Here is a 25,127-nt window from a genome sequence, read left to right on the forward strand (position 1 = left end):
CCAGAGGGAAAACCAGATGAGCTTTACGCGTCGCAACCTGCTTCTCATGGCCGCCGCCATCGGCATCGCCGCCGGCCCCGCAACGGCCTATGCCGCCGATGTGCTCAATGTCGGCGCCTACCCGACCAATCCGCCTTTCGAATACAAGAACGAGAGCGGCACTTTCGAGGGTTTCGAAGTCGACATCGTCAACGAAGCGGCCAAGCGCATCGGCATGACCACCGATATCGCCGATCTTGGTTTCCAGGCGCTGTTCGCGGCTGTCAGTTCCAACCGCATCGATGTCGCGATCTCCTCGATCACCATCACACCGGAGCGGTTGAAGACGCTTTCCTTCACCCAGCCCTACTATGATTCCGACATGGGCATCGCCACCAAGACCGACAGCGCGATCAGCAAGGAAGCCGATCTCAAGGGCAAGGTCGTCGGCGTGCTCTCCGGCTCGACCGGCGAGACCTGGGTCAAGAACCATCAGGCAGCCGACGGCTTCAGCGACGTAAAGGGTTACGACACGCAGCAGAACCTGTTGCTTGATCTCAGCGCCGGTCGGGTCGATGCCGCGGTCAGCGACATCCCCGGCATGCAGTACTCGTTCCAGAAGATGAAGGACCTCGTCGTCAAGGAACGCATCAAAACCGGCGAGCAGTACGGCTTGATGATGAGCAAGGACCATCCGCTGCTCGGCAAGCTCAACGACGCGCTGACGGCGATGAAGAAGGACGGGACGCTGGCCGCGATCCACAAGAAGTGGTTCGGCACCGACGCGCCGGCCGACTCCTCGACGGTCAAGGAGATGCCGCTGCCCAAGGCCTGAGCGGCAACCGGCAAAACGAGCGACGTGCCGGCTCCAGAGGCCGGCACGTCTTGTTTGACGCGTGACGTCCCCGGACCGCCATGCTTCAGCTAATCCGATTTCGATAGTCCGGGTCCTGTCAGGGCATCGCATGACGCAACACGGTCCGGGAATGCTTCCATGTCGCTGATCGACACTTTCTTCAATCCCGAGGTCATTGCGTCGAGTTTGCCGGCGCTGCTGCGCGGCTTCCTCAACACGCTGCTGCTCGGAATCATGAGCATCGTCATCGGCATCGCGGTGGGGCTGGCGATCAGCCTGGTGCGGCTTTACGCACCAAAGCCGCTGCGCTGGCTGGCCATCGGTTATACCGACATCTTCCGCGCCCTCCCCGTGCTGGTGGTGCTGATCCTGATCTATTACGCGCTGCCATTCCTCGGCATCCGCCTGTCGTCCTGGGCATCGGCCGTGACCGCGTTCGCCATCATCATGTCGGCCTATTCGGCCGAAGTGTTCCGCTCCGGCATCGAAAGCATTCCCAAAGGCCAGTTCGAGGCGGCGCAGGCGCTCGGCCTCCCCTTCATGCTCACCTTGCGCAAGGTGGTGCTGCCGCAGGCGATCCGCGTCGTCATTCCGCCGATGACCAGCAACTGCGTCTCGATGTTCAAGGATACCTCGCTCGCCTCGACGGTGGCGCTGCCGGAACTTCTGAAGGAAGCGACCAACGCACAATCGCTCTACGCCAACCCCTCGCCGCTGATCGGTGCCGCGCTGGTCTACCTCATCTTCCTCTGGCCGATGGTCCGCCTCGTCAGCCTGCTCGAGCGCCGCTTCAAGGACGAGAAAGCGCGCTGACCGCCATCGATATCCATCCCCGTCCAAGCCCGTCGCAGGAGCGTACCCCGTGAACAAGCACCACACCGACAACACAAACGCCGCCGCGTTCCCGGTCGAAAAGATCCGGACCATGTTCCCGGCGCTCCAACGTGCCGGCGACTTCATCTTCATGGACAATGCCGCCGGCGCGCAGATCCCGCAAAGCGTGCTCGACGCGGTGACCAACCATCTGGTGGCGCACAATGTGCAGCGCGGCGGCCGCTATGGCCGGAGCGTCACCGTCGACCAGTCGGTTGCGACGGCGCGCGAGAGCGTCGCGCTCCTGATCAACGCCTACAGCCCGTCGGAAATCTGCTTCGGCATGAACGCCACCTCGTTCATCCGCCTGGTCAGCCTCGGCATCGGCCAGATGCTTTCAGAACGCGACGAGATCATCGTCACCGACATGGATCACGACGCCAACATTGCCACCTGGCTGGCGCTGGAGCCGGCCGGTGCCAGGTTCAAATGGTGGCGCATGCGCGAGGACGGCAATCTGCATGTCGACGACCTCAAGCCGCTGGTGTCGGAGCGCACCCGCCTCGTCGCCTGCACGGTGACGGCGCATTCGATCGGCTCGATCGTCGATGTCGCTTCGGTGGCGAAGATCGCCCATGCGGCAGGCGCGGAAGTGTTCCTCGACTGCGTGCATTACGGACCGCACGGGCTGATGGACGTGCAGGCCTGGGATTGCGACTATCTGGTCTGTTCCGGCTACAAGAATTTCTCGCCGCATATGGGCTTCCTCTGGGGCCGCTTCGACACGCTGAAGCGGCTGCCGACCTTCCGCGAGGATTTCATTCCGGACGAGCCGCCCTACAAGGTCGAGGCTGGCACCTTTATCTACGAGAACGTGTCGGGCATGGACGCGGCGGTGCGCTACCTGGAATCCGTCGGCCGCAATTTCCTGCCCGAAAACAACCGCTCGCGCCGCGACAACATCGTCGCCGGCATGAACGCCATCCGCGACTATGAGCTGATGCTGGCGCGCGCGATGATGAAGGTGCTCAAGGATTGCAATGCCACGATCTACGGCGTCGCCGACGAGGCGCGCATCACCGAGCGCGTGCCGACCTTCTGCTTCAACATCGGCAAGCTGTCGCCGCAACGGATCGTCGAGGAGATGGCGGCGATGCAGATCGGCATCCGCGACGGCCACATGTATGCGCCGCGGCTGATGAAGCGGCTGAACCTGTCGATGGACAGCGGCGCGATCCGCGCCTCGCTGGTACATTACAACACGGTGGAAGAAGTGCACAAATTCGGCGAGGCGCTGCGCGCGATCATCGCGAAGCTGTCGTAGTGAAGTTGCGGTAAGTCCGGCGCTTACCCCCACCCGGACCTTCGGTCCGACCTCCCCACCACAAGGGGGAGGTAGGGCGCACGACGCTCCCGGTCAGGCCGCCTTCTTCTTCGCAAGCCTCGCCTTGATCGAGGCAATGTCGGCGCGCGGCGTCGCGGCGAACAGCGTCTTGGTGTAGGCGTGCTTGGGGTTGGAGAAGACCTCGTCACGCGGGCCGTATTCGACGGCTTCGCCGAAATACATGACCATCACGTCGTCGGCGATGTAGCGCACCACCGAGAGGTCGTGGCTGATGAAGACATAGGTGAGTTGGAACTCGTCCTGCAGGTCGGCCAGCAAATTGAGCACCTGCGCCTGCACGGACAGGTCAAGCGCCGAGACCGGCTCGTCCAGCACCAAGAGGCTCGGGTTGAGCATCAGCGCGCGCGCAATGGCGATGCGCTGGCGCTGGCCGCCCGAGAACATGTGCGGATAGCGGTTGTAGTGCTCCGGTCCCAGACCGACCTTCTTCAGCATCTTCATCGCCAGGTCGCGCCGTTCCTCGGCCGGCTTGTCGGTGTTGATGAGCAACGGCTCGCCGAGCACGTCGCCGATCTTCTGGCGCGGGTTGAGCGAGCCATAAGGGTTCTGGAAGACGATCTGCACCTTGCGGCGCATTTCCTTGGTGAGCCCGTCCCTGGCGATATCGACCTTGTTGCCGTCGATGAAGAGCTCGCCGGACGTGGCCGGATCGATCAGCGTGATGATGCGGGCGAGCGTGGACTTGCCGCAGCCGGACTCGCCGACGATCGCCAGCGTCTTGCCCTTCTCGACGCTGAACGAAACACCCTTCACCGCATGCACGGTGCGCGCGCCGCGGAACAAGCCGCCGCCGACATGATAGTCGCGCTTGATGTTCTTGCCTTCGACGACCTTGGTCATGCGCCGGCTCCCGAGGGCGCGGCCTCGAACAGCATGTCCGTGACGGTCGGCAGCCGGTCGCCGACGGCGTTTCCCGGCAGCGCCGAAAGCAGCGCGCGCGTGTAGTTGCTCTTCGGCGATTCAAACAGCGACAGCACGTCGGCCTCTTCCATCTTGCGGCCCTTGTACTGGACGATGACGCGGTCGGCGGTCTCCGCCACCACGCCCATATTGTGGGTGATCATGATCAGGCCCATGCCGTATTTGGCCTGCAGCGAGACCAGCAGATCGAGGATCTGCTTCTGGATGGTGACGTCGAGCGCGGTGGTCGGCTCGTCGGCGATCAGGAGCTTCGGATTGCAGGCGATCGCCATCGCGATCATGACGCGCTGGCACTGGCCGCCCGACATCTGGTGCGGGAAGGAATTCAGCCGGTCGGCGGGATCGGGAATGCCGACCTGCTTGAAAAGCTCGATGGCGCGCGCCCGGCGCTGGGCCTTGTCCATGCCCATGTGGAAGCGCAGCACTTCCTCGATCTGGAAGCCGACGGTGAAGCAGGGATTGAGGCTGGCGATCGGCTCCTGGAAGATCATGGCGATGTCCTTGCCGATGATCTTGCGGCGATCGGCCGGACTGATCTTCAACAGGTCGCGGCCATTGAAGGTCATGCGGTCGGCGGTGACGGTGGCCGTCCAAGGCAGGAGTCCCATCACGGCCAGCATCGATACCGATTTGCCGGAACCGGATTCGCCGACGATGGCGAGCACCTCGCGCTCGTCGACATGGAGCGAGACACCGTCGACGGCGCGGAACGGGCCGGACGCGGTCTGGAATTCGACGACGAGGTTCTGGATATCGAGCAGCGCCATCACGACCTCCTGAGCTTGGGATCGAGCGCGTCGCGCAGGCCGTCGCCGATCAGGTTGATGGCAAGCACGGTGATGAGGATGGCGAGACCCGGGAAGGTGACCACCCACCAGGCGCGCAGGATGAACTCGCGCGCCGAGGCGAGCATGGTGCCCCATTCCGGCGTCGGCGGCTGGGCGCCGAGACCGAGGAAGCCGAGCGCGGCCGCTTCGAGGATGGCGTTCGAGAAGGACAGCGTGCCCTGTACGATGAGCGGCGCCAGGCAGTTGGGCAGGATGGTGGCGAGCATCAGCCTGAGATGGCCGGCGCCGGCGACCTTCGCCGCAACGACATATTCGCGGCTTTTCTCGGCCATGACGGCGGCGCGCACCAGGCGGGCGAAATGCGGCTGCAGCACCAGCGCGATCGCCAGCATGGCGTTGAACAGGCCAGGGCCGAGGATGGTGACCAGAACCAGTGCCAGCAGCAGCGACGGGAAGGCCAGGATCAGGTCCATGACGCGCATGATCGCGACGTCTACCCAGCCGCGGAAATAGCCCGCGAGCAGCCCGAGCGTGATGCCGCCGGTGAGCGCCAGCGTGACGACGACCGCGCCGATGAGCAGCGAGAAGCGCGCGCCATAGAGCAGGCGCGAGAGGATGTCGCGGCCGACCGGATCGGTGCCGAGCAGATATTGCGTCGAGCCGCCCTGCTGCCATGCAGGGGGCCGCAGGAACGCGGTCTTGTCCTGGATGTCGGGCGCATAGGGCGCGAGCAGCGGCGCAAACAGCGCGGCCAGCACCAAGAGGATGAAGACGAACAGGCCGATGACCGCGCCGCGGTTCACCGAGAAATAGTGCCAGAAGGTCTTGAGGCCGGTGAGGCGATCCGGGCTGCCGGCGGCCATCGGGGCGATTTCGGTCTGGCTCATTTATGCCGCCCTGATGCGTGGGTTGATGACGGCGTAAAGCACATCGACGATGAGGTTCACCGCCATGACGATGAGCGCGATCAACAGCAGACCCGACTGCACGACGACATAGTCGCGCTTGAAGATGGAATCGACCATCCATTTGCCGATGCCCGGCCAGGCGAAGATGGTCTCGGTGAGGATGGCGCCCGCAAGCAGCGTGCCGACCTGCAGGCCGATGGTGGTGACGACCGGGATCAGCGCGTTGCGCAGCGCATGCACGCCGATGACGCGGGCCGCCGACAGGCCCTTGGCGCGGGCGGTGCGGACATAGTCCTCGCCAAGCACTTCGAGCATGGCCGAGCGCGTCTGGCGCGCGATCACCGCCAATGGGATGGTGCCGAGCACGATCGCCGGCAGGACGAGATGGCTGAGCGCCGAACGGAAGGCGTCCCATTTGCCGTAGAGCAGACTGTCGATGGTCATGAAACCGGTGATCGGCTTGAAGAAGAACTGCAGGCCGATGCGGCCCGAGACCGGTGTCCAGCCGAGATAGCCGGAGAAGAAGATGATGAGCAGCAGGCCCCACCAGAAGATCGGCATGGAATAGCCGACCAGCGCCGTGCCCATCAGCGACTGATCGAACCACGAGCCGCGCTTGACGGCCGCGAAGATGCCGGCGGGAATGCCGATGACCATGGCGAAGACCATGGCGAAGAACGACAGCTCCAGCGTCGCCGGGAAGAGCGTCTTGAACTCCTCGAGAACCGGACGCTTGGACGAGATGGAGACGCCGAAATCGCCGGTGGCGACCTCGCCGACATAGCGCGCATATTGCTCCCATATCGGCAGGTTGAAGCCGAACTGTTCCTTGAGCTCTTCGTAGCGGGCCGGGGCGACGCCATGCTCGCCGGCCATGGCAAGAATTGGATCGCCGGGCAGCAGCCGGACAAAGGCGAAGGCGCAGATTGTGATGCCGACCAGGGTCGGGATCAGGAGGGCGATTTTGTTGAGAAGATATCGGAGCATCGTCAAATGGAGCGGGGCGGCGCTGGAATTAGCGCCGCCCCGTTCGCAATATTACTCGGCCTTGTCAACGCCGTCGAAGCGATGAATGCCGAGCGGGTCCATCTTGAAGCCGCTCACATTGTTGCGAACGACCGCGTAAACCTGGCTGTGCGCCAGCAGGAAAGCCGGAGCTTCCTTGGCGAAGATCACCTGCGCCTGCTCATAGAGCTTGGTGCGCTCGGCCTGGTCACTGGTCTTCTTGGCCTTCTGGATCAGGTCCTCGAAGTCCTTGTCGCACCAGCTGGAGTAGTTCGAGACGCCGATGGCGGAGCAGGCGAAGAGGGTGGCGAAGAAATTGTCCGGATCGCCATTGTCGCCGGTCCAGCCGATCTGGAAGGCGCCGGGACGGTCCTTCTTCTTGCCTTCCGAGCGATATTTGGTCCACTCGTAGTTGACGATCTCAGCCTTGACGCCAACCTTGGCCCAGTCGGCCTGGATCAGCTCCGCGGCGCGCTGGAAGTTCGGGTTATATGGGCGGACGCGGTCGGAAGCCCAAAGCTGGATTTCCTTCAGCCCGGCAGCCTCAAGCACCTTCTTGGCCGCATCCGGATTGTAGGCGTCGGCCTTTACGTCCTTGTTCCAAGACCACATGGTCGGCGGGATGAGGTTTTCGGCGGGCGTCGCGCCGGCGTCCTGGAACAGCGACTTGATCAGAGCTTCGCGGTCGATCGCCTGGTTGAGCGCATGGCGCACTTCCGGCTTGTCGAGCGGCGGGATCGTCGTGTTGTAGCTCATATAGCCGATGTTCAGACCGGCCTGGTCCAGCAGGGTAACGTCCTTGTTGGCCTTGATCGTGCCGAGGTCGGCCGGGTTCGGATATGGCGCAACGTCGCATTCGCCGGCCAGCACCTTCTGGATGCGGGCGGTCGCGTCAGGCGTGATGGCGAAGACGAGATCGTCGATCTTTTCCTTGCCCTTGAAGTAGTCGGGGTTGGCCGCGTAGCGGATGACCGAATCCAGCTGGTAGTCGACGAACTGGAACGGACCGGTGCCGATCGGCTTGGTCGAGAAGTCGGCCATCTTGCCGGCCTTCTCGAGTTGGTCGGCATATTCCTTCGAAACGATCGAGGCGAAGTCCATGCCGAGATTGGCCAGCATCGGCGCGTTCGGCTCGGTCAGCGTCAGCTTGACCGTGAGGTCGTCGACCTTCTCCCACTTGGCGACATATTTCGGCATGTCCATGCCGGTGTAGTAGTCCCAGGTGAGGTTCGGCAGATACTTGTCGCCGTTCCAGGGATTCTGCTTGTTGAACTGGCGATCGAAGGAGAAGACGACGTCATCGGCATTGAGGTCGCGCGTCGGCTTGAAATAGTCGGTGGTCTGGAACTTCACGCCCGGATGCAGATGGAAAGTGTAGACCAGACCGTCGTCGGAAATCTCCCACTTGTCGGCGAGACCAGGTTCGATCTCGGTGCCGCCGTGCTTGAATTCGACCAGTCGCGAATAGACGGTGCGCGAGGACGCGTCGAAGTCGTTGCCGCCGGTCGTCGTACCCGGATCGAAATTGGCCGGCGACGCTTCCGAGCAATAAACGAGCGTCTTGGCACTGGCCATGCCGCTGAGGACGCTTGCAGCCAGCAACGCGGCTGCAAAAGCCATTGTCTTTTTCATTGAGCACTCCCTGATGTTCTCTCAAGCCCCTCTATCAGGCTCGCGAAGGGCGCATATAAGCACCGTTTCTTCGCCTTTGGAACACCTCGTGTGCGTACCCCATGGGAAGCAGGAAAAGAATCTAGATTATGCTCCCACATTAGAAATAATGAGTAATATTTTCTCCTCACGACATTATTAACGACGGGATTTTTTTATTGATTGGCTGTCCCGGGAAACGAGCACGTGAGGCGGCGCTGCAGGAGGTCCGCCTGCCCTCCGGGCATGACGCCGGAGGCTGTCGAGGGCTGGATTTCGACGGCAAATCTTTCCTCGCATTGCCGCTGGGGCAAGGCTTGCACGGTCGCGGATAGAGGCAATACATAGATGATGGGCGGGATTTCCCGAAAAATCCGGACCGGCGTGGAGGACGCTTCTTGCGGAAGCGGGCGCCCAGATCGAACGCGACAGGGAGACACAGGTGGCAAAAGCAGCCAAGACGACAGCCCCGGCGAAAAAAAGAGATAAGGCCGCCGCGGAAAGCAATACGCCCAAGGGTGCCAAGGCTGCCGCCGCATCGAAGCCGAAGACGGCCGCCAAGGCAGCCGCAAAGCCCGCCGCCGCCAAACCCGCAGCCGCAAAGACCAAGGCCGCAGCCGCGAAAGTTGACAAGCCGGCAACCGCAAAAGCAGCAGCCGCGAAGCCGGCCGCCGCCAAGCCTGCCTCGAAGGGCTTGCCGAAGGCGATCACCGAACTCACGGCCGGCCTGCCGGAAAAGCCGTGGCTGAAAAGCTATCCCAAGAACATGCCGGCCGAGATCGGCGCCCTGCCCTACAAGTCCATCGGCGAGTTCCTGGTCGGCGCCTGCAAGCAATTCGCCGGGCGGCCGGCCTTCGTGTGCATGGGCAAGTCGATCACCTACGCCGAGCTCGAGCGGCTGTCGGCCGCGTTTGGCGCCTACCTGCAGGCAAGAGGCCTGGAGAAGGGCGCGCGCGTGGCGCTGATGATGCCGAACGTGCTGCAATATCCGGTGGCGATGATGGCGGTGCTTCGCGCCGGCTACACGGTGGTGAATATCAACCCGCTCTACACGCCGCGCGAGTTGGAACATCAGTTGAAGGATTCAGGCGCGCAGGCGATCGTCATCCTCGAGAACTTCGCCGGCACGCTGCAGGCGGTCATCGCCAGGACGCCTGTGAAGCATGTCATCGTCGCGTCGATGGGCGACATGCTGGGCGGCCTCAAGGGGGCCATCGTCAACCTCGTCGTGCGGCGGGTGAAGAAGATGGTGCCGGCATGGTCGCTGCCCGGCCATGTCAAGTTCAACGCCGTGCTCAAGACCGGCGCGACCATCGCGTTCAAGCCACCCACGGTATCCGGCGACGACATCGCCTTCCTGCAATATACCGGCGGCACCACCGGCGTCTCGAAGGGCGCTGTGCTGCTGCATCGCAACGTCCTTTCGAACGTCGCGCAGAATTCGCTGTGGGTGGAGGACGCCTATACGGTCAAGCCCAAGCCGGCGCATCTCAACTTCATCTGCGCGCTGCCACTCTATCATATCTTCGCGCTGACGGTGAACGCGCTGATGGGCATGCAGCAGGGCGCGCAGAACGTGCTGATCCCCAACCCGCGCGACATTCCGGGCTTCGTCAAGGAACTGGCGAAATACCCGATGCACATCTTCCCCGGCCTCAACACGCTGTTCAACGCGCTGCTCAACAATGAGGAGTTCCGCAAGCTGGACTTCAAGCCGCTGATCCTGACGCTGGGCGGCGGCATGGCGGTGCAGAAGGGCGTCGCCGAACGCTGGAAGGCGCTGACCGGCTGCCCGGTCAGCGAAGGCTACGGGCTTTCCGAAACATCGCCGGTGGCGACCGCCAACAAGTTCAGCTCCAGCGACTTCACCGGCACGATCGGCCTGCCGCTGCCTTCGACCGAGATCGCCATCCGCGACGACGACGGCAACAACGTGCCGCTCGGCGAGGTGGGCGAGATCTGCATCCGCGGCCCGCAAGTGATGGCCGGCTACTGGAACCGGCCCGACGAGACCGCCAAGGTGATGACCAAGGACGGCTTCTTCAAATCCGGCGACATGGGCTTCATGGACGAACGAGGCTACACCAAAATCGTCGACCGCAAGAAGGACATGATCCTGGTCTCCGGCTTCAACGTCTATCCCAACGAACTGGAAGAAGTGGTGGCGCATCACCCCGGCGTGCTGGAAGCGGCAGCGGTCGGCGTGCCGGACGAGCATTCCGGCGAAGTGCCTAAATTGTTCGTGGTCAGGAAGGATCCGGCGCTCACCGTCGAGGCGCTGATGGCTTATTGCCGAGAGAACCTGACCGGCTACAAGCGGCCGAGATACATCGAGTTCCGCACCGAACTGCCGAAGACGCCGGTCGGCAAGATCCTGCGTCGCGCGCTGCGGGACCAGGCTTGACCGATAGCAAGGCCAGCCTGAGGCGAGAGCCGGCGAAAGCGCTCGATCCGGCGGAGTTCATCAAGGCGAACATGCGGCTGGCGCCGGTACCCGGGCTGCCGGAAATCCGGCTCTATCTGGCGCATCCCGGCAGCGGCCTGCGGCGGCTGCTCGAACCGGACGATGGTGACGAAGGCGAGGCGGAGCCACAGCCGCCCTACTGGGCCTATGCCTGGGCCGGCGGCGCCGTGCTTGCCCGCTATGTGCTGGACCGCCCGTCGATCGTGGCCGGCAAACGCGTGCTCGATCTCGGCGCCGGCTCGGGGCTGGTCGGCATAGCGGCGGCGAAAGCCGGAGCGCGTGCGGTGATCGCGGCCGAGGTCGACCGCAACGGGATCGTGGCGCTGGGCCTCAACGCGCAAGCCAATGGCGTCGCCATCCAGATATGCGAGGGGGATGTCACCGGCGGTGCGCCGCCGGCGGTCGACCTGGTGCTCGCGGGCGATGTCTTTTACGCGCAGAATGTGGGACAGCGGATGATGCCGTTCCTCGACCGCTGCCTGGCCGCCGGCATCTATGTGCTGGTCGGCGATCCCGGCCGCGCCTGGCTGCCGAGGTCGCGGCTTTGCCTGCTCGGCGAATACCAGGTGCCGGATGTCGGCGGAAACGGCGGCGGCGAGCCGAAGCCAAGCGCGGTGTTCGCGCTTGTGGCCGAACCCGGTTAGCCCGCCGGCACGTTCACCCGCGCGGCAAGAAAATCCGGCAGGTCGGCGACCGAATCCAGGATGATATCCGCCATCGGCGCCAGCGAGTCGCGCGTGCCTGTTCCGGACAACACCCCCACCGCCAGGCCGCAGCCGCCGGCGCGCGCCATTTCGAGGTCGTGGCGGTTGTCGCCGACCATGGCGATCTCGCCCGGTTTCAGCCCGGTCAGATCGCAGAAGGCAACGACGGTGTCCGGCGCCGGCTTCGGGTTGGCCACGGCATCATAACCGAAGGCTGCGTCGAAGAGCTGCGCGACACCGAGCGTGGCGAGCGTCTTCTCGGCGCCGCTGGTGGAATCATTGGTGGCGACGCCCATGCGGTAGGATCGCTTGTGCAGTGCCCGCAGCGAATCGATAACGCCGGGAAGCGCTACCGCCATCGAGGAGCCCTGCACCGAGGTGATCTCGTTGAAGCGGGAAACGGCATGCATCTGGTCCTCGTCGGACAGGCGCGGAAACCACAGTTCGACGACGTCCATGTTCGAGCCCGAGGCAAAGATCGAATCGGGCTTGAAGCGCTTGCTGACGAAGTCGAAACCGGCTGCGGCAAGCAGCCGATCGGCCTTCCAGCGATCGCCTTCGGCGGCATCCATCGCCATGAAGTCCGCGACACCGAGCCAGGTTGCATTGAAGTCGACAAGCGTGCCGTCCTTGTCGAACAATATTCCCTTGATATCCGCCAATCCTTTCACTCCTTGCCGCGCAATTGGTGGATATAAGCCACCAGTCCGGCAGTCGAGGCGTCGCGTTTTGCGGCAGTCTCCTTGCCCTCAACGACAGGCAGCAGGCCCGTCGCCAGTTCCTTGCCGAGTTCGACGCCCCATTGATCGAAGGAATTGATGTTGAAGAGCGTGCCCTCGACGAAGACGCGATGCTCATAGAGCGCGATAACCCGGCCCAACGTGCGCGGATCGAGCTTGCGGTAGAGGATGGTGAGCGAGGGGCGGTTGCCCGAAAAGACGCGATGCGGCGCGATCCTGTCGACATCGGCCGGTTTCATGCCCTTGGCCAGCATCTGCGCGCGTGCTTCTTCCAGCGTGCGGCCCTTCATGAAGGCTTCCGACTGTGCCAGGCAGTTGGCGAGCAGAAGATCGTGCTGGTGCTTCAGTTCGGGCTCGTGACCGACCGCGGCGGCGAGGAATTCGACCGGGATGAAGTCGGTGCCCTGGTGCAGGAGCTGGAAGAAGGCGTGCTGGCCGTTGGTGCCGGGTTCGCCCCAGACCAGCGGGCCGGTCGGCGTGGCGACCGCGGTGCCGTCCAGCGTGACGCTCTTGCCGTTCGATTCCATGTCGAGCTGCTGCAGATAGGCCGGCAGGCGCGACAGGCGCTGGTCGTAGGGGATGACGGCGCGGGCCGGATATTTGCAGACGACCCGGTGCCACCAGCCGATCAGGCCCAACAGCACCGGCAGGTTCTTCTGCATGGGGGCCGAACGGAAATGCTCGTCCATCTCATGCGCGCCGTCGAGGAAGGCGCGGAAGTTGCGCGGGCCGACGGCGATCATCACCGGCAGGCCGATGGCGCTCCAGACCGAGTAGCGGCCGCCGACCCAGTCCCAGAAGCCGAAGACGCGGTCCTGTTCGATGCCGAACTTCGCCACAAGATCGAGCGCGGTCGAGACGGCTGCGAAATGCTTGCCGATCGCTTCCTTGCCCAGCGCCTTCTCCACCCATTGGCGCGCCGTCTCAGCATTCGTCATCGTCTCGACGGTGGTGAACGTCTTGGAGGCGACGATGAACAAGGTCGTTTCGGCGGACAGGCCCTTCAGCGTGTCATGGATATGGGCGCCGTCGACATTGGAGACGTAATGCGCGCGCGGCCCGTCATGGTAGGGCGCCAGCGCCAGCGTCACCATCGCCGGGCCGAGGTCCGAACCGCCGATGCCGATGTTGACGATGTCGGTGATCTTCTTGCCGGTGGCGCCAACGGCCTTGCCGGAGCGGATGGCGTCGGCGAAGGCGCCCATGGCGTCGAGCACGGCAATCACATCGGCCTTGGTGTCCTGGCCATCGACGATCACGCTTTTTCCCGTCAGGTTGCGCAGCGCGGTGTGCAGAACGGCGCGGTTCTCGGTGATGTTGATCTTCTTGCCTTCGAACATCGCGGCGCGGCGTCCCGCGAGATCGGCGGCGTCGGCAAGCTTCTCCAGCATCGTCATGGTGTTTGCATCGACCGCGCATTTCGACCAGTCGAGCAGAAGATCGCCGTCGGTGGCGGAGAACGTCTCGAAGCGCTTGGGATCGGCGGCGAAGGCCTCGCGCATCGTACCCTTGGCCGCGGCGCGCTGATCACGCAGGGCGGCAAGTTGCTTGTCGAAAGATGACTGGTCCACTGGCGGGCTCCTGGCGGGTTTTTAGACTTATCTTAACAGGCCGGATGTTTCCGGCGCGTGTCGTCGCGTCATTTTCGCTTCATTCTATTGAGCCGATTTCCATTTCATTCAAGCGTGGCATTGCCGCAGCGCATCACGCTTTTATGCTGCATTGCAGCATTGTTTTATCGACCGACAGATGGACCGCCTACGCGGCTGATAGATCACTGGCATAAATCCCAGCGATCAGAAAAATTGATTGGCGCAACCCCTTATGCCACCCATACACTCCACTGGTCCAGCCAAGTGAAAACAGCTGGCCATCCGAGGAAGATTCCCCATGCCACAGCGCAATGACACGGCCATATGGTCCGGCCTCTTCCGGATTTCGGCTGAATCCGGCCAAACCCTCCAGGCGCAGATCCGCCAGGCGATCGTCGCGGCCATTCTCGACCGACAAATCGCCGCTTCGATGCCGCTGCCGTCGTGCCGAATTCTCGCGGAAAAACTGGGCGTTGCCCGCGGCACGGTGGTGCTCGCCTTCCAGCAGCTGGTCGACCAGGGCTTCCTGGTGGCGCGCGAGCGGCGCGGCCATTTCGTCAACCCAGACGTGCTGGCCACCCCCGCCAAGCCGCACCAGAAGGCGCCGGACCAGCAGAACGAGATCGACTGGAAAGCGCGCCGACAGATCGCCGCCAGCGACATGCCGCCGCCGGCCAAGCACGACAACTGGATCAAGTCCTCCTACCCGTTCGTCTACGGCCAGTTCGACCCGGCGCTGTTCCCGACCGCCGAATGGCGCGAGTGCAACCGCATGGCGCTGGCCGTGCTCGAGATCCGCAATTGGGCGTCCGACATGGTGGACCGAGACGACCCGCTGCTGATCGAGCAGATCCAGGCCAGGCTCCTGCCGCGCCGCGGCATCTTCGCCAATCCGGACGAGATCATCGTGACGCTGGGCGCGCAGAACGCGCTCTATATGCTCGCCTCGCTGCTGATGACCAAGGGCTCGAAGGTGGCGATGGAGGATCCGGGCTATCCCGATGCCCGCTCTATCTTCCGGCTGGCCGGCGCCGACATCCAGCCGGTTCCGGTCGACCAGCAGGGCATCGTGACCTCGTCGATCCCCAGCGATTCGGGCTTCGTCTTCGTCACGCCCAGCCACCATTGCCCGACCATGGTGCCGCTGTCGGCGGAGCGACGGCAGGATCTTCTGGCGCGCGCCAACCGCAACAACCAGATCATCATCGAGGACGGCTATGACAGCCAGTTGCTCGACGAGGCGCCGCAGCAGGCGCTGAAGAGCCTCGACCGCTCTGGCCGCGTGATCTATGTCGGCTCGATGTCGAAGACGCTGGCTCCGGGGCTGAGGCTTGGCTACATCGTCGCCTCGGCGGGGCTGATCGCTGAGCTTCGCGCGCTGCGCCGCTTCATGCTGCGGCACCCGCCGGCGAACAACCAGCGCGCCGTCGCGCTGTTCCTGTCGCTCGGCCATCACGAAGCGCTGGTGCGCAGGCTTTCCGCCGCCTTCGACGAGCGGCGCAAGCGGCTGGTCCATGCGATTTCCGCTTTCCTGCCAGAATGGCGCTCGACCGACTCGGCGGGCGGCACATCGCTCTGGCTGGAAGGGCCGCGCGGTACCGATTCACGCGGCCTGGCCGAAGCCGCCGCTTCGCGCAGCGTTATCATCGAACCCGGCGACCGGTTCTTCGATCGCAGCGAAAAGCCCTCTCGTTTCATGCGCTTGGGCATCTCCTCGATCTCGCTGCAGCATATCGAGCCGGGCATCCGCGAACTCGCCACCGCCGCCGGCCGCAGGCCCGCGGCTGCCTGATTGCCACAAACGCCCTGAAAAAGAGCCGGCACCACGCCGGCTCTTTTTGTTTAGGCGCACAGCCGTTGCTTTAGGAGCCTGGCATATTCGGAGGAAATGGCTGGCCCATAGGCTGTACCAATACCGGCGGCATAGTCGGAGCCATAAGGGGACGAGGCAGGCCGATGGTGGACCAACCACCCGTGTCCCACCTCGCGGATAAAAGATAAAAGTGGAGTGCTTCCATGTCAGTGGCTCTCGAGAAGCAGGAAGCGTCGTCGGACCAGCGTTCGCGGCGTTCCGGCGGGCGCGAAGCGCGCCGCGCGATGCGGGCGGCGCCTTTGGCCGACGACATCCGCCCGGTGCGGCCGGGGCTTGAAGGCGGCAGCTACGGGCCATTGAGCCAGAACGACCAGGAGCGCATCCACGAAGCCGTGCTGACACTGCTGGAAACGGTCGGCTTCGCCAATGCCATCCCGTCCTGCATCGAGGCGCTGACCCGGGTCGGCGGCACCTATGGCGATGACGGCCGCATCCGGCTGCCGCGCGCTCTGGTGCTCGACACGATCAAAAAGGCCGCACGCAACTTCACCCTCTACGGCCAGGATCCGAAGCACGACATGCATATCCAAGGCAAACGCGTGCATTTCGGCACGGCGGGCGCGGCGGTGCATCTGGTCGATGTCGAGAAGCGCGAATATCGCGAATCGCTGCTGCAGGATCTCTACGACGCCGCCCGTCTCGTCGACGGGCTGGACAACATCCATTTCTTCCAGCGCACCATGGTGCCGCGCGACATTCCCGACCCGCTCGATATGGATTTCAACACGCTCTATGCCTGCGTGATGGGGACATCCAAGCATGTCGGCACCTCGTTCACCGTGCGCGAGAACGTCAAGCCGGCGCTGGAGATGCTCTATGCGATCGCCGGCGGCGAAGAGAATTTCCGGGCGCGACCTTTCGTGTCGAACTCGAACTGCTTCGTGGTGCCGCCGATGAAGTTCGCCGAGGACGCCTGCGGCGTGCTCGAAGCCTGCGTGGAAGGCGGTATTCCGATCCTGCTTCTGTCGGCCGGCCAGGCCGGCGCCACGGCACCCGCCGCGATTGCCGGCGCCGTGGTCCAGGCGGTGGCGGAAGTGCTGATGGGCCTGGTCTATGTCAACGCGATCAAGCCTGGTCATCCGGCGATCTTCGGCACCTGGCCATTCGTCTCCGACCTCAGGACCGGCGCCATGTCCGGCGGCTCGGCCGAGCAGGCGGTGCTGACCGCGGCCTGCGCGCAGATGGCGCAATATTACGACCTGCCCGGCGGCTCGGCGGCCGGCATGTCGGACTCCAAGCTGCCCGACATCCAGGCCGGTTACGAGAAGGGCATCACCAATGTCATGGCGGGGCTGTCCGGCCTCAACCTTGTCTATGAATCGGCCGGCATGCATGCCTCGCTGCTCGGCTTCTGCCTCGAAAGCCTGATCATCGACAACGACATGCTTGGACATTGCCTGCGCTGCGTGCGCGGCATCGAGGTGACCGACGACGCACTGTCGATCGACACCATTGCCGAGGTCTGCCTCAAGGGCCCCGGCCACTATCTCGGCAACGATCAAACATTGAAGCTGATGCAGACCGAGTATTTCTATCCCGCCGTCGGCGACCGTTTCTCGCCCAAGGAATGGAACGAAAAGGGACGGCCCGACATCCTGTCGCGGGCAATCGCGGAGAAGAAGCGCGTGCTTGCCGAGCGGTTCCCACGCCATGTCTCTCGCCTGCTCGACGACAAATTGCGCGCCCGCTTCGGCGAGATGATTAAGCTGCCGCGCAGCGGCATGGGCGGGTAGGAGGCGTTGAGATTCAGGTGAGGCCGGCCTGCAAATGGCGGTTTCCTGCGCTTCCGGTGCTCACGTACTTAAGTACGCTCCGCTCCGGTTCTCGGAACCCACCATTTTCGACTCGGCCTGACCTGAATCTCAACGCCTCCTACCCGCCAGTCAATCGACCCTTAACTCATAGCGCTCAACCACTTCAGCGTTGATCAGCTTGGCGTGCAGCGTCATCAGCACGATCTGCGCATCGAAACTGTCGCCGGCCTCCAGCGCCGCCTCGATGCGGCGCTCGACCGCCAAGGTCGGCTCACGGCCATTGGCCTGCTCGAACACATCCGGCCCGGCGACGCAATAACTGCAAAGCTGCGCTGCCGATTGATACGCATCAGCCGGCGGCTCGTCCGGCCAGCGGTCGTTCATCAGATTGACGAGGGTGAGTTTCACGCCTTCGGGAACCAGGGCAGGATGCAGGTCGGCCTTGCGCAAGGCGTCGTCGAGTTGGCGCAAATCGCCCGAGCGGCCGAACATGCCGAGAAAGCCAAGGGAAGAGCGCCGTTTCGCCACAGATGATCTCCCCTTCGCGAGGCTGCCGAGGTTCAACTTATCTGTGGGTTCCGTCGAGCCGAAACAAGGGCAACAGAAAAGGGCGACCTGCTGTCGGCAGGTCGCCCTTTTGATTAGCCGGCTACGCGATCAATGATTGTCGCGCGGCACGCCGCTGGTATGCGCGACGTCCTGGTACTTCACCGCCGGCTTCAGCACCATGCCGGCCGAGAACTGGTCGACCATGCCGCGCTGGATCTCCTGCCACGGCGTCTGGTGCTTGGGATAGTGATAGCCGCCATTGCCCTGAAGTGCTGCGCGCCGCTTGGCGATCTCCTCGTCGCTGACGAGAATGTTGGCCGTGCCCTTCTTCAGGTCGATGCGGACGCGGTCGCCGGTCTTGAGCAGCGCGAGGCCGCCGCCGATCGCGGCTTCCGGCGAGGCGTTGAGGATCGACGGCGAGCCGGACGTGCCGGACTGGCGACCGTCGCCGATGCAGGCCAGCGAATGGATGCCCTTCTTGATGAGGTAGGCCGGCGGCTGCATGTTGACCACCTCGGCGCCGCCTGGATAGCCGACCGGACCGGCGCCGCGCATGAACAGGATCGTGTGCTCGTCGATGCCCTGCGCCGGATCGTCGATGCGGGCGTGGTAATCCTCCGGCCCGTCGAAGACCATGGCATTGCCTTCGAAGGCCTCGGGGTCGTCCGGGTTGGAGAGGTAACGCTGACGGAATTCCGGCGAGATGCCGCTGGTCTTCATGATGGCGGAATCGAACAAATTGCCCTTGAGGTTGATAAAGCCGGCATTGGCCTTGAGCGGCTGGTCGGCACTGCGGATGACGTCGTGGTTCTCGTTGACGGCATCACGGCAATTGTCGCCCATCGACTTGCCGTTGGCGGTGATCGCACCGGGATGCGGCAGCAGGCCGCCCTTCATCAATTCCGCGACGACCGCCGGCACGCCGCCGGCGTGGTGATAGTCCTCGCCGAGATACTCGCCCGTCGGCTGCAGGTTGACGAGAAGCGGGATGTTAAGGCCGATCTTCTGCCAGTCGTCATTGTCGAGCGGCACGCCGAGATGGCGGGCAATCGCGTTCAAGTGGATCGGCGCATTGGTGGAGCCCCCAATGGCCGAATTGACGACGATGGCGTTCTCGAAGGCCTGGCGCGTCATGATGTCGGACGGCTTCAGGTCCTCATGCACCATGTCGACGATGCGCTTGCCGGTCTCGTAGGCGATCTGGCCGCGCTCGCGATAAGGGGCGGGGATGGCGGCCGAGCCAGGCAGTTGCATGCCGAGCGCCTCGGCCAGCGAGTTCATGGTGGTGGCGGTGCCCATGGTGTTGCAATAGCCGGTCGACGGCGCCGAGGAAGCGACAATGTCCATGAACTCGTCGTAGTTGATCTCGCCCGCCGAGAGCCGTTGCCGGGATTCCCAGACAATGGTGCCGGAGCCGGTGCGCTTGCCCTTGTGCCAGCCATTCAGCATCGGGCCGACCGACAGCGCGATGGCCGGAATGTTGACGGTGGCCGCCGCCATCAGCAGCGCCGGCGTGGTCTTGTCGCAGCCGATGGTGAGCACGACGCCGTCGAGCGGATAGCCGTAGAGCACCTCGACGAGACTGAGATAGGCGAGGTTGCGGTCGAGCGCGGCGGTGGGGCGCTTGCCGGTCTCCTGGATCGGATGGCACGGGAACTCGAAGGGAATGCCGCCCATCGAGACGATGCCTTCACGCACGCGCTTGGCAAGCTCGAGGTGGTGGCGGTTGCAGGGCGAAAGGTCGGAACCGGTCTGCGCGATGCCGATCAGCGGCTTGCCCGACATCAGCTCGGCGCGGGTCAGGCCATAGTTCAGATAACGCTCGAGATAGAGCGCCGTCATGCCTGGATTGTCGGGGTTGTCGAACCACTCCTGCGAGCGAAATTTCTTCTTCCTGGTTGGGGCGCCTGCCATGGTGGTCTCCGTATTTGTATGACAAATCGATAGGACAACGCGCGAGCGCAAGCAAGAGGCAGGCGCTGCCGGGACCCGGACTTTGGTGCGATAGACTTGTTACGGGCCGCGCGCTACGACCAATCGACAACAGCAATCCGGGAGGTCTTGATGGCTTTGGTGATCGAAGGCGAGGAGCGTATCGCCGCACCCGTCGAAAAAGTGTGGGAGGCCCTCAACGACCCGGAAATCCTGAAAGAGGCGATTCCCGGTTGCCAGAGCCTGGAAAAGAGCTCGGACACCGAGATGGCGGCGACTGTGGTGCTGAAGATCGGGCCGATCAAGGCGACCTTCAATGGCGAAGTGACGCTGAAAAACCTCAAGCCGCCGCATTCCTACACCATCCAGGGCGAAGGCAAGGGCGGCATAGCCGGTTTCGCCAAGGGCGGCGCCGACGTGACGCTGACCGAGGACGGGCCGGATGCGACGGTGCTCAAATACGCCGCCAAGGCCGAGGTCGGCGGCAAGATCGCGCAACTCGGCAGCCGGCTGATCCAGTCGACATCGAAGAAGCTCGCGGGGCAGTTCTTCTCGACGTTCGGCGAGAAGGTCGGCGCCTAGCGCCGACCGAACAGGACTATTCGAACACGATGCTCGGCACGGCGGCTTCGGCCGCGCCGCGCTCTTCCTGGACCCGATCCCAGACCTTTGACGCGATGTCGCGATAGATCTTCGCCTCGGCGCCCTCCGGCTTGGAGGCGACGACCGGCGCGCCGGCGTCCGAGCTTTCACGAATTCCCATCTCCAGCGGCACCTCGCCGAGGAAGGTGACGCCGAGGCGCTCGGCCTCGCGCCGCGCGCCGCCATGGCCGAAAATGTCATAGCGCTTGCCGGTGTCTGGCGCGAGGAAGTAGCTCATGTTCTCGACAATGCCGAGCAGCGGCACGTCGACCTTCTTGAACATGTTGAGGCCCTTGCGCGCATCGATCAGCGCCAGGTCCTGCGGCGTCGAGACGATGACGGCGCCGGCCAGGGGCACCTGCTGCGCCATGGTGAGCTGGGCGTCGCCGGTGCCGGGCGGCATATCGACCACCAGCACGTCGAGCGGACCCCATTCGACCTCACGCAGCATCTGCGTCAGCGCCGACATCACCATCGGGCCGCGCCAGATCATCGGCGTTTCTTCATCGACGAGGAAGCCCATGGACATGACCTTCAGTCCATAATTCTGCATCGGCTTGAGGATCTTGCCGTCGACGGTCTGCGGCCGGCCATGGATGTTGAGCAGCCTGGGCATCGACGGCCCGTAGATGTCGGCGTCGAGCACGCCGACCTTCAGGCCGTTGGCCGCAAGGCCAAGCGCCAGGTTGACCGCGGTGGTCGACTTGCCGACGCCGCCCTTGCCGGAGGCGACGGCGATGATGGTGTCGATGCCGGGCACGCCGCGCTTGCCGTGGCTGTGCGATGCTGGCGCCTGCGGCGCGGGACGCTGCGGTGGCGCAGCGGCGGGCCGCGGCGCCGCCGGGCGCGGCGGGACCGGCGCTTCCATGCCACCGCCCTTCTTCTCAGCCGTGAGCGCAACGACGGCGCTGGCGACGCCCGGGATTGCCTTCACCGCGCGCTCGGCCGCGGCGCGCAGTGGTTCCAGCTCCTGGGCACGGGCGGCGGGAACGGTGATCGAGAAGAACACTTTGGAATCGGCGATGAATATCTCCGAGACCATGCCCAGGTCGACGATGTTGCCGGTGAAATCCGGCCCGTTCACCGTCTTGAGGCGTTCGACGACGGATTCCTTGGTAACGGTCATGATCTCTCCTCGGGGCTTTGGCGTTCCAGATAGTGCAGTTTGCCGGCGGAACCAAGCCGTGGCGCAATGGCTCGCCCAGTGTGCCCCGGAAAGCGACGGATGACGTCGGATTTGCCAGTCGGCGTTCGAACCTCGTCATGGCCAAACGAGCCGTCCGCGCTATCTCCCTTGCCATCACGACAGACTGTAAAGGAGACCGTCATGCTCGAAAACAGCAATGCGACAGCCAATCTTGCCGTGAAGGACCTGGGCAGGGCCAAAGCGTTCTACGAAGGAACACTAGGTCTCAGCCAGGTGGACGAGATGGGCGGCGAGCTGATCGTCTACAAGAGCGGCGACACGCTCATCAATGTCTATCATTCGCAGTTCGCCGGCACCAACAAGGCCACGGCCGTAACCTGGGCAGTCGGCGACCGGATCGAGCCGATCGTCAAGTCGCTGAAGTCGAAGGGCGTCACTTTCGAGCATTATGACATGCCCGGCTTGACGCTCGAAGGCGACATTCATGTCGGCCAAGGCATGAAGGTCGCCTGGTTCAAGGATCCCGACGGCAACATCCTGAATCTGGTCGACAAATAGCCTCGCCGCGAAGCTAAGCGGCCAGCCTGGTGGCAAGGTAGGTGAGCGCTGAAATCGCCGCCGTCGCCGGCAGGGTGATCACCCAGGCGACGACGATGTTGCCGGCGATGCCCCAGCGCACGGCGGAGACGCGGCGGGCGGCGCCCACACCGATAATGGCGCCGGTGATGGTGTGGGTGGTCGAGACCGGGACACCGAGCCAGGTGGCGGCGAAAAGCGTGATGGCCCCGCCGGTCTCGGCGCAAAAACCCTGCATCGGGTTCAGCCGCGTGATCTTCGATCCCATCGTGTGGACGATGCGCCAGCCGCCCAGCAGCGTGCCCAGAGCCAGCGCCGACTGGCAGGTGAGGACCACCCATAGCGGCACGTAGAAGCTCTGGCCGAGCATGCCTTGCGAATAGAGCAGCACGGCGATTATGCCCATGGTCTTCTGCGCGTCGTTGCCGCCATGTCCCAGCGAATAGAGCGAGGCGGAAAAGAACTGCAGCACGCGAAACGTGTTGTCGACGGCGAACGGCGTCTGGCGCACGAACAGCCAGGAGACGATGAGAACCAGGACCAGCGCGAGCACAAATCCGGTCGCCGGCGAGAGCACGATGGCCGCGACCGTCTTGCCGAGTCCCGACCAGACAATGGCGCCGGTTCCGGCCTTGGCGACGCCGGCGCCGACCAGCCCGCCGATCAGCGCGTGCGAGCTGCTCGACGGAATGCCGGCGACCCAGGTGACGATGTTCCAGACAATGGCGCCGACAAGTGCCGAGAAGATCACCGCCGGCGTGACGATGCTGGCGTCGACAATGCCTTTCCCCACCGTCTCGGCGACATGCAGGCCGAAGAACAGGAATGCGATGAAATTGAAGAAAGCCGCCCAGAACACCGCATAATGCGGCCTGAGCACACGGGTGGAGACGATGGTCGCGATCGAATTGGCGGCGTCGTGCAGGCCGTTGAGGAAATCGAAGAACAGGGCCACGGCAACGAGGCCGATCAGCAGCGGAAAAGCGATCGTGGCGTCCATCGCCTAAACGTTCTCGATCACGATGCCGCTGATCTCGTTGGCGACGTCCTCGAAGCGGTCGACCACCTTTTCCAACTGGCCGTAGATCTCCGAGCCGATCAGGTAAGCCATCGGGTCGCTGCGACCGTGATGCCTGAACAGATCCTTGAGGCCCTGCTCGTGCAAGTCGTCGGCGCGGCCTTCGACGCGCATGACCTCCTCGGCAATGGCGTTGAGGCGCGCTGCGTTGGCGCCCACCTTGCTCAGCAGCGGAATCGCCTCGGCGACCAGCCGGGCAGCCTGGACGATGACGCCGCCCATTTCCCGCATCAGCGGATCGAACTCCCTCACCTCGAACAGCTTCACCGTCTTGACGGTCTTGTGCATCATGTCGATGGCGTCATCCATCGACTGGATCAAATCCTTGATGTCGCCGCGATCGAAAGGGGTGATGAAGGACCGCCTGACGGCAAGCAGGACCTCGGCGGTGATGCCGTCAGCCTCGTTTTCGAGATCGACGATCTTCTGGCACCAGCGGTCGATGTCATTGCCGCCGAGAAGCTGCTGAAGGGCTTCGGCGCCGCCAACCACGGTGCGCGAATGCCGCTCGAACAGATCGAAGAAGCGATCCTCGCGCGGCAACAGCTTGCGAAACCAGCCCAGCATCTCGTCCTCCTTGCCTTCGCTTATCCCACATAGCGCCATGCGCGGCGCGGGAAAACAGATAGCCGGCTCAAAAATGTGGACGAGGCCCGATTGCGCGCGCGTCTTGCGCGGCAAGGCGATTTCCCTGACCTTGGGCTAAACGGTGGTGGATCGGATGGCATGATCGACAAACTGGAATTCTTCATCGCTTTGGCCAAGGAAGAGCATTTCGGCCGGGCGGCGGAGGTGTGCGGCGTCACCCAGCCGACGCTGTCGGCCGGTATCAAGCAGCTCGAGGAGCAGCTCGGCGTCATGCTGGTGCTGCGCGGCTCGCGGTTCCAGGGGCTGACGCCGGAAGGAACGCAGGTGCTGGGCTGGGCGCGCCGCATCGTCGGCGACACAAGGACGATGCGCGAGGAGATGCGGGCGGCGCGCCGCGGCCTCTCCGGCCGCATTCGCATCGCCGCCGTCCCGACCGCCCTTGCGATGGTGGCGCGGCTGACGACGCCGTTCCGCGAAAAGCATCCTGGCGTCACCTTCTCGATCCTGTCGCGCACCTCGATCGAGGTGCTGACGCTGCTCGGCAATTTCGACGTCGATGCCGGCATCACCTATCTCGACAACGAGCCGCTCGGTCGCGTCATCAGCGTGCCGCTCTATGACGAGCGCTACCAGTTGATCACGGCGGTCGGGAACCCCTATTCCGATCGCGACAAAGTGACGTGGGCCGAGATCAGCCAGCTGCCGCTCTGCCTCTTGACGCCGGACATGCAGAACCGGCGCATCATCGACCAGCATCTGGCGGAGGCCGGCGTGCAGGTGCGGCCGACGCTGGAATCCAATTCGATGATCGTCCTGTTCTCGCATATCCGTACAGGCAAATGGTCGTCGATCATGCCGCTCAACCTCGCGGAAACGTTCGGCTTTTCGGAGCCGATCCGGGCCATTCCGATCGTCGAGCCGGACGCCAGCCACACGGTCGGCCTGGTGGCGGCGCCGCGCGAGCCGCACACGCCGCTGGTGCAGGCGCTGCTGGACGAGGCGATGGCGCTGGCAGACGATTTCCGTCGTCATCGCTAGGTTAGAGAATGCCAGCCGCCGCTTTTCGATAGAAAATTTCTATCGATCGACGGGAGCGCTTTATTGATTTCAGAGGTTTCCTCTGTTTTCGTAAGGACTTAGCGATATTGCGCCCTATGCATGTC

Annotated in this window: 22 protein-coding genes; 10 read left to right on the forward strand and 12 right to left on the reverse strand. The window is 63.8% G+C overall.

Features of this window, described 5'->3' with window-relative positions:
• Positions 1–16: 16 nt before the first annotated feature.
• From DPM35_RS15285 to DPM35_RS15295, 3 genes are all read left to right on the forward strand, one after another.
• Positions 17–814: an ABC transporter substrate-binding protein gene (locus DPM35_RS15285; RefSeq protein ID WP_112128105.1), complete on the forward strand. Its 798-nt coding sequence runs from the start codon at positions 17–19 to the stop codon at positions 812–814.
• A gap of 159 nt (positions 815–973) precedes the next feature.
• Entirely contained in the window at positions 974–1,648 is a 675-nt protein-coding gene (locus DPM35_RS15290) for an amino acid ABC transporter permease (RefSeq protein WP_095817790.1), read from the forward strand.
• A gap of 49 nt (positions 1,649–1,697) precedes the next feature.
• Positions 1,698–2,972, forward strand: a complete 1,275-nt coding sequence (locus DPM35_RS15295; protein WP_112128106.1) for a cysteine desulfurase-like protein — start codon at positions 1,698–1,700, stop codon at positions 2,970–2,972.
• A 93-nt stretch (positions 2,973–3,065) separates the two neighbouring features.
• Here DPM35_RS15295 and DPM35_RS15300 read toward each other — a convergent pair whose 3' ends face one another.
• From DPM35_RS15300 to DPM35_RS15320, 5 genes are read right to left on the reverse strand one after another with little or no spacing between them, the layout of a single operon-like run.
• The gene (locus DPM35_RS15300) at positions 3,066–3,893 is read right to left on the reverse strand and encodes a dipeptide ABC transporter ATP-binding protein (protein WP_112128107.1); all 828 of its coding nucleotides are present in this window, start codon (positions 3,891–3,893) and stop codon (positions 3,066–3,068) included.
• Complete coding sequence (locus DPM35_RS15305; RefSeq protein ID WP_112128108.1) at positions 3,890–4,741, reverse strand: ABC transporter ATP-binding protein; 852 nt, start codon at positions 4,739–4,741, stop codon at positions 3,890–3,892. Before DPM35_RS15305 ends, DPM35_RS15300 begins: the two co-directional genes overlap by 4 nt.
• Complete coding sequence (locus DPM35_RS15310) at positions 4,741–5,649, reverse strand: ABC transporter permease subunit (protein WP_112128109.1); 909 nt, start codon at positions 5,647–5,649, stop codon at positions 4,741–4,743. The genes DPM35_RS15305 and DPM35_RS15310 overlap by 1 nt, the downstream gene beginning before the upstream one ends.
• Positions 5,650–6,657: an ABC transporter permease subunit gene (locus DPM35_RS15315; RefSeq protein ID WP_112128110.1), complete on the reverse strand. Its 1,008-nt coding sequence runs from the start codon at positions 6,655–6,657 to the stop codon at positions 5,650–5,652.
• Positions 6,658–6,708: 51 nt separating this feature from the next.
• On the reverse strand, positions 6,709–8,307 hold the full coding sequence (locus tag DPM35_RS15320) for an ABC transporter substrate-binding protein (RefSeq protein WP_112128111.1): 1,599 nt from the start codon (positions 8,305–8,307) through the stop codon (positions 6,709–6,711).
• Positions 8,308–8,767: 460 nt separating this feature from the next.
• Between DPM35_RS15320 and DPM35_RS15325 the strand changes: the two genes are divergently transcribed.
• Together DPM35_RS15325 and DPM35_RS15330 are read left to right on the forward strand one after the other, a co-directional pair.
• Positions 8,768–10,729: a long-chain fatty acid--CoA ligase gene (locus DPM35_RS15325; protein ID WP_112128112.1), complete on the forward strand. Its 1,962-nt coding sequence runs from the start codon at positions 8,768–8,770 to the stop codon at positions 10,727–10,729.
• Positions 10,730–10,800: 71 nt separating this feature from the next.
• The gene (locus tag DPM35_RS15330) at positions 10,801–11,433 is read left to right on the forward strand and encodes a class I SAM-dependent methyltransferase (protein ID WP_112128487.1); all 633 of its coding nucleotides are present in this window, start codon (positions 10,801–10,803) and stop codon (positions 11,431–11,433) included.
• Here DPM35_RS15330 and DPM35_RS15335 read toward each other — a convergent pair.
• Together DPM35_RS15335 and pgi are read right to left on the reverse strand one after the other, a co-directional pair.
• Positions 11,430–12,155, reverse strand: coding sequence for an HAD family hydrolase (locus DPM35_RS15335; protein ID WP_112128113.1), 726 nt, complete (start codon positions 12,153–12,155; stop codon positions 11,430–11,432). The genes DPM35_RS15330 and DPM35_RS15335 overlap by 4 nt on opposite strands.
• A gap of 5 nt (positions 12,156–12,160) precedes the next feature.
• Positions 12,161–13,804 (reverse strand): glucose-6-phosphate isomerase, encoded by a 1,644-nt coding sequence (gene pgi / locus DPM35_RS15340; protein WP_112128114.1) that lies wholly within the window; start codon positions 13,802–13,804, stop codon positions 12,161–12,163.
• Between the two features lie 319 nt (positions 13,805–14,123).
• On the opposite strand from pgi, the gene pdxR reads away from it, so the two are divergent.
• On the forward strand, positions 14,124–15,617 hold the full coding sequence (gene pdxR / locus DPM35_RS15345; RefSeq protein WP_112128115.1) for a MocR-like pyridoxine biosynthesis transcription factor PdxR: 1,494 nt from the start codon (positions 14,124–14,126) through the stop codon (positions 15,615–15,617).
• A 224-nt stretch (positions 15,618–15,841) separates the two neighbouring features.
• Complete coding sequence (locus tag DPM35_RS15350; RefSeq protein WP_112128116.1) at positions 15,842–17,431, forward strand: trimethylamine methyltransferase family protein; 1,590 nt, start codon at positions 15,842–15,844, stop codon at positions 17,429–17,431.
• Between the two features lie 150 nt (positions 17,432–17,581).
• On the opposite strand, the gene DPM35_RS15355 is transcribed toward DPM35_RS15350, so the two are convergent.
• Positions 17,582–17,980, reverse strand: coding sequence for a hypothetical protein (locus DPM35_RS15355; protein WP_112128117.1), 399 nt, complete (start codon positions 17,978–17,980; stop codon positions 17,582–17,584).
• A gap of 129 nt (positions 17,981–18,109) precedes the next feature.
• A complete protein-coding gene (locus DPM35_RS15360) occupies positions 18,110–19,915 on the reverse strand; it encodes an IlvD/Edd family dehydratase (RefSeq protein WP_112128118.1) in 1,806 nt (601 codons plus the stop codon).
• Positions 19,916–20,065: 150 nt separating this feature from the next.
• On the opposite strand from DPM35_RS15360, the gene DPM35_RS15365 reads away from it, so the two are divergent.
• Positions 20,066–20,515: an SRPBCC family protein gene (locus tag DPM35_RS15365; protein ID WP_112128119.1), complete on the forward strand. Its 450-nt coding sequence runs from the start codon at positions 20,066–20,068 to the stop codon at positions 20,513–20,515.
• Between the two features lie 16 nt (positions 20,516–20,531).
• On the opposite strand, the gene DPM35_RS15370 is transcribed toward DPM35_RS15365, so the two are convergent.
• On the reverse strand, positions 20,532–21,701 hold the full coding sequence (locus DPM35_RS15370; protein WP_112128120.1) for an Mrp/NBP35 family ATP-binding protein: 1,170 nt from the start codon (positions 21,699–21,701) through the stop codon (positions 20,532–20,534).
• A 201-nt stretch (positions 21,702–21,902) separates the two neighbouring features.
• Between DPM35_RS15370 and DPM35_RS15375 the strand changes: the two genes are divergently transcribed.
• A complete protein-coding gene (locus tag DPM35_RS15375) occupies positions 21,903–22,280 on the forward strand; it encodes a VOC family protein (RefSeq protein ID WP_112128121.1) in 378 nt (125 codons plus the stop codon).
• A gap of 13 nt (positions 22,281–22,293) precedes the next feature.
• Here the strand turns inward: DPM35_RS15375 and DPM35_RS15380 are convergent, their stop codons facing one another.
• Complete coding sequence (locus DPM35_RS15380; protein ID WP_112128122.1) at positions 22,294–23,298, reverse strand: inorganic phosphate transporter; 1,005 nt, start codon at positions 23,296–23,298, stop codon at positions 22,294–22,296.
• Between the two features lie 3 nt (positions 23,299–23,301).
• Entirely contained in the window at positions 23,302–23,943 is a 642-nt protein-coding gene (locus tag DPM35_RS15385; RefSeq protein ID WP_112128488.1) for a DUF47 domain-containing protein, read from the reverse strand.
• A gap of 159 nt (positions 23,944–24,102) precedes the next feature.
• Here DPM35_RS15385 and DPM35_RS15390 point away from each other — a divergent pair, with 159 nt between their 5' ends.
• A complete protein-coding gene (locus tag DPM35_RS15390) occupies positions 24,103–25,002 on the forward strand; it encodes a LysR family transcriptional regulator (protein ID WP_112128123.1) in 900 nt (299 codons plus the stop codon).
• Positions 25,003–25,127: the final 125 nt, after the last annotated feature.

It is taken from the genome of Mesorhizobium atlanticum, assembly GCF_003289965.1.
GTDB classification, from domain to species: Bacteria; Pseudomonadota; Alphaproteobacteria; order Rhizobiales; family Rhizobiaceae; genus Mesorhizobium; species Mesorhizobium atlanticum.